At 63.8% G+C, this 5,179-nt stretch carries 5 protein-coding genes; all 5 read left to right on the forward strand.

The genetic code is table 11. The features are described 5' to 3' along the window. On the forward strand, window positions 1–282 hold a 282-nt coding region (locus tag DBR24_RS32595), incomplete at its 5' end, for a tetratricopeptide repeat protein (protein ID WP_371921310.1). Continuing rightward, the gene (locus tag DBR24_RS17360; protein WP_123465008.1) at window positions 279–962 is read left to right on the forward strand and encodes a chemotaxis protein CheW; all 684 of its coding nucleotides are present in this window, start codon (window positions 279–281) and stop codon (window positions 960–962) included. The genes DBR24_RS32595 and DBR24_RS17360, both read left to right, overlap by 4 nt. Further along, complete coding sequence (locus tag DBR24_RS17365; protein WP_128615351.1) at window positions 959–3,235, forward strand: hybrid sensor histidine kinase/response regulator; 2,277 nt, start codon at window positions 959–961, stop codon at window positions 3,233–3,235. Before DBR24_RS17360 ends, DBR24_RS17365 begins: the two co-directional genes overlap by 4 nt. After that, window positions 3,232–4,242, forward strand: coding sequence for a chemotaxis response regulator protein-glutamate methylesterase (locus DBR24_RS17370; protein ID WP_123465012.1), 1,011 nt, complete (start codon window positions 3,232–3,234; stop codon window positions 4,240–4,242). The genes DBR24_RS17365 and DBR24_RS17370 overlap by 4 nt, the downstream gene beginning before the upstream one ends. A gap of 48 nt (window positions 4,243–4,290) precedes the next feature. Further along, on the forward strand, window positions 4,291–5,179 hold an 889-nt coding region (locus DBR24_RS17375), incomplete at its 3' end, for a diguanylate cyclase domain-containing protein (protein ID WP_128615352.1).

Genomic DNA, 5,179 nt, shown 5'->3' on the forward strand with positions numbered 1-5,179 from the left:
AAGAGTGCCGAAGCCCGTGCGGCATGCGAGCAGTTCCTGCGCAGTCACGAACCGGTGGCGCAGGTGTTCTATTGGCTCGGCCTGCTCAGCGATGTTGCCGGCTCTGCACTCGAAGCCCAGAGTTATTACCGCAAGGCCTTGTACCTCGAACCGCAACACCCTGAAGCGTTGATGCACCTGGCCGCGTTGCTCCAGGCCCAGGGCGACAGCGCCGGTGCCAGACGATTGCAGGAGCGCGCCGCGCGCAGCGGCCGCACCGCCGACAGTGAGCGTAAACGATGATCCCGTCCGACACCTTGAACGTCACCCACGAAGACGCCCGGGCCATCGACGATTGCTGGAACCGCATCGGTATCCACGGCGACAAGTCCTGCCCGCTGCTGGCCGAACACATTCACTGCCGCAATTGTTCGGTGTATTCCGCCGCCGCCACGCGCCTGCTCGACCGTTATGCGTTGCAGCAGGACGAACGCGACCCGGTGGCGACCACCGTCGAAGCCGAACTGAAAACCCGTTCGTTGCTGATGTTCCGTATCGGCGAAGAATGGTTGGGCCTGGCGACTCGCAGTCTGGTGGAGGTCGCGCCGTTGCAGGCGATTCACTCGTTGCCGCATCAGCGTTCGCGGGCCTTGCTGGGTGTGGCCAATGTGCGCGGCGCGCTGGTGGCGTGCCTGTCGCTGGTCGAACTGCTCGATCTGGATGGCAACGCCGCACCGGCCAATGGCGCGCGGATCATGCCGCGCATGCTGATCATCGCCGCCCACGGCGGGCCCGTGGTGGTGCCGGTGGACGAGGTCGACGGCATTCATGCCATTGATGAGCGGATCCTCGACGCCGCTTCGCAATCCGCTGCGCAAGCCAATGCCAGATACACCCGTGGCGTGCTGCAATTTCGCGGGCGCAGCCTGCGTTGGCTGGATGAAGAACAGCTGCTGTCCGCCGTGACCCGGAGCCTCACATGACCCCCGAGCAAATGCGCGACGCTTCCTTGCTGGAGCTGTTCAGCCTCGAAGCCGAAGCCCAGACCCAGGTCCTCAGTGCCGGGCTGCTGGCGCTGGAACGCAACCCGACCCAGGCCGATCAACTCGAATCGTGCATGCGTGCGGCGCACTCGCTGAAAGGGGCGGCGCGGATTGTCGGCATCGACAGCGGTGTCAGCGTCGCGCATGTGATGGAAGATTGCCTGGTCAGCGCGCAAGAAGGGCGCTTGCTGCTGCGCCCGGAGCACATCGACGCGCTGTTGCAGGGCACCGATCTGTTGATGCGCATTGCCACCCCGGCCAATGCTCCGCAACCCACCGATATCGAAACCTACGTGGCGCTGATGGCGAGCCTCGCCGACCCCTCGGCTGCACCGGCAACGTTTGCCGCTGCGCCGATGGCCGAGTTGCAACTTGAAGCGCCGCCGGTGCCTGCGCCCGCTCCCGAGGTTCCGTTCGAGCCCGCTGAACCCGCGCCGCGCAAGAACAAGCGCACCACCGAAGGCGGCGAGCGGGTACTGCGGGTCACCGCCGAGCGCCTGAACAGCCTGCTCGATCTGTCGAGCAAATCCCTGGTGGAAACCCAGCGCCTCAAACCGCATCTGGCGATCATGCAACGCCTCAAGCGCATGCAGAACAATGGTCTGCGCGCGCTGGAAAACCTCAACGTGCATTTAAAGGAACACGCGCTGAGTCTTGAAGCGCTGGAAGCCCTGGAAGATGCGCGGCGCCTGCTCGCCGAATCCCAGCAACTGCTGAGCGAGAAAAACGCCGAACTCGACGAGTTCGCCTGGCAAGCCAGTCAGCGTGCGCAGGTGCTCTACGACACCGCGCTGGCCTGCCGCATGCGGCCGTTTGCCGACGTGCTCACCGGTCAGGTGCGCATGGTCCGCGACCTGGGGCGCAGCCTCGGCAAACAGGTGCGGCTGGAAATCGAGGGCGAGAAAACCCAGGTCGACCGCGATGTGTTGGAAAAACTCGAAGCACCGCTGACCCATTTGCTGCGCAACGCGGTCGATCACGGCATCGAAACCCCGGAGCAGCGCCTGCTCAAGGGCAAACCCGAAGAAGGCCTGATCCGCCTGCGCGCTTCCCATCAGGCCGGTCTGCTGGTGCTGGAATTGAGCGATGACGGCAATGGCGTCGATCTGGAAAAGGTTCGGCGCAGCATCGTCGAACGGCAGTTGTCGCCAGCAGAAACTGCGGCGCAGTTGAGTGAAGAAGAGTTGCTGACCTTCCTGTTCCTGCCCGGTTTCAGCCTGCGCGACACGGTCACCGAAGTCTCCGGGCGGGGCGTCGGCCTCGACGCGGTGCAGCACATGGTCCGCCAGTTACGCGGAGCGGTGGTGCTGGAGCAAACGGCGGGCGAGGGCAGTCGCTTTCATCTGGAAGTGCCGCTGACGCTGTCGGTGGTGCGCAGCCTGGTGGTGGAAGTCGGCGACGAGGCGTACGCCTTTCCACTGGCGCACATTGAACGCATGTGCGACCTGGCGCCGGACGACATTGTGCAGGTCGAAGGGCGTCAGCATTTCTGGCACGAAGGCCGGCACGTCGGGCTGGTCGCCGCCAGTCAATTGCTTAACCGCCCGGCCAGCCAGAACAGCGGCGAATCCCTTAAAGTCGTGGTGATCCGAGAGCGCGATGCGATTTACGGCGTCGCGGTCGAACGCTTCATTGGCGAACGCACCCTGGTGGTGTTGCCCCTCGACGAGCGTCTGGGCAAAGTCCAGGACATCTCCGCCGGGGCCTTGCTCGACGACGGTTCGGTGGTGTTGATCGTCGATGTCGAGGACATGCTGCGCTCGGTGGACAAGCTGCTCAACACCGGACGCCTGGAACGCATTGCGCGCCACGGCAATCAGGCGGCGGAAGCTGCGCGCAAGCGGGTGCTGGTGGTGGACGACTCGCTGACCGTGCGCGAACTGCAACGCAAACTGCTGCTCAATCGCGGCTACGACGTGGCCGTCGCAGTGGACGGTATGGACGGCTGGAACGCGCTGCGTTCGGAGGACTTCGATTTGCTGATCACCGACATCGACATGCCACGCATGGACGGCATTGAACTGGTCACCCTGTTGCGCCGCGACAACCGCCTGCAATCGCTGCCGGTGATGGTGGTGTCGTACAAGGATCGTGAAGAAGACCGACGCCGTGGACTGGACGCCGGGGCGGACTATTATTTAGCCAAAGCCAGTTTTCATGACGACGCTCTGCTCGATGCAGTGGTCGAGCTGATCGGAGGCGCGCGGACATGAAGATCGCAATCGTCAACGACATGCCGATGGCGGTGGAAGCGCTGCGCCGGGCGCTGGCCTTCGAGCCGGCACATCAGGTGGTCTGGGTCGCCAGAAACGGTGCCGAGGCGGTGCAACTGTGCGCGCAAAACACTCCGGACCTGATCCTGATGGACCTGATCATGCCGATCATGGATGGCGTCGAAGCCACTCGGCGGATCATGGCGGAAACCCCGTGCGCCATCGTGATTGTCACGGTCGACCGCCAGCAGAATGTGCACCGGGTTTTCGAAGCCATGGGCTACGGCGCGCTGGATGTGGTCGATACCCCGGCCCTCGGTGCCGGCAATGCCCAGGAAGCCGCCGCGCCGCTGTTGCGCAAAATCCTCAATATCGGCTGGCTGATCGGCGAGAAAACCCCGCGCTCGCGTCCGGCGCCGACGCCCCCGCGCAGTTCGGCTTCGCGCCAGCGGCTGGTGGCGATCGGTTCGTCGGCGGGCGGGCCGGCGGCGCTCGAGGTGCTGCTCAAGGGCCTGCCGCGCGATTTCTCGGCGGCCATCGTGCTGGTCCAGCACGTGGACCAAGTGTTCGCTGCCGGCATGGCCGAATGGCTGGCCAGCGCCAGCGGCCTCGACGTGCGCCTGGCCCGCGAAGGCGAGCCGCCGCAGGCCGGCGCGGTCCTGCTGGCCGGCACCAATCACCATATTCGCTTATTGAAAAACGGTACGCTGGCCTACACCGCCGAGCCGGTCAACGAGATTTATCGGCCGTCGATCGACGTGTTTTTCGAGAGCGTCGCCAGTTACTGGAACGGCGACGCCGTCGGGGTTTTATTGACCGGGATGGGACGCGACGGGGCGCAAGGGCTTAAGCTCATGCGCCAGCAGGGTTATTTGACCATTGCGCAGGACCAGCAAAGCAGTGCGGTGTACGGCATGCCCAAGGCCGCTGCGGCTATTGATGCCGCTGTGGAAATCCGTCCACTGGAAAAGATAGCGCCACGATTGCTGGAGATTTTCCCCACATGAACAGATTTATCCGCAATCCTGGCTCCCGCAGTACACAGGTGACCGCCCATGAGTGACTTACAGATCGACGACATTAAAACCGACGAAAACGCCGCCATGGTGTTGTTGGTGGACGATCAGGCGATGATCGGCGAGGCCGTGCGCCGTGGGCTGTCGAACGAAGAGAACATCGACTTCCACTTCTGTTCCGACCCGCATCAGGCCATTGCCCAGGCCGTGCGGATCAAACCGACGGTAATCCTCCAGGATCTGGTGATGCCCGGCCTCGATGGCCTGAGCCTGGTGCGCGAATACCGCAATCACCCGGCGACCAAGGACATTCCGATCATCGTCCTGTCGACCAAGGAAGACCCGTTGATCAAGAGCGCGGCGTTTTCCGCCGGCGCCAACGATTATCTGGTGAAGCTGCCGGACACCATCGAACTGGTAGCGCGCATCCGATATCACTCGCGCTCCTACATGACCCTGTTGCAACGGGATGCGGCCTACCGTGCGTTGCGGGTCAGCCAGCAACAGTTGCTCGACACCAACCTGGTGCTGCAGCGGCTGATGAACTCCGATGGCTTGACCGGGCTGTCCAACCGCCGGCACTTCGACGAGTACCTGGAGCTGGAATGGCGCCGTTCGCTGCGTGATCAGAGTCAGCTGTCGTTGCTGATGATTGATGTCGATTACTTCAAGTCCTACAACGACACCTTCGGCCATGTCGAGGGTGACGAGGCCTTGCGCAAGGTCGCCACGGCGATCCGCGACGCCAGCGCCCGGCCGTCGGACCTGCCGGCGCGTTATGGCGGTGAGGAGTTCGCGCTGGTGCTGCCGAACACCTCGCCGGGCGGCGCGCGGCTGGTGGCGGAGAAACTGCGCCAGACCGTGGCGGCACTGAAGATTCCGCACAACACTCCGGCGGAAGGGGCGAGCCTGACCATCAGTATTGGTT

The sequence above is a fragment of the Pseudomonas sp. HMWF006 genome (assembly GCF_003061205.1).
Taxonomy (GTDB): domain Bacteria; phylum Pseudomonadota; class Gammaproteobacteria; order Pseudomonadales; family Pseudomonadaceae; genus Aquipseudomonas; species Aquipseudomonas monsensis.

Coding starts and splice junctions, on each gene's coding strand:
- DBR24_RS17360 (WP_123465008.1), top strand. CDS start 279: ATGATCCCGTCCGACACCTTGAACGTCACCCACGAAGACGCCCGGGCC.
- DBR24_RS17365 (WP_128615351.1), top strand. CDS start 959: ATGACCCCCGAGCAAATGCGCGACGCTTCCTTGCTGGAGCTGTTCAGC.
- DBR24_RS17370 (WP_123465012.1), top strand. CDS start 3,232: ATGAAGATCGCAATCGTCAACGACATGCCGATGGCGGTGGAAGCGCTG.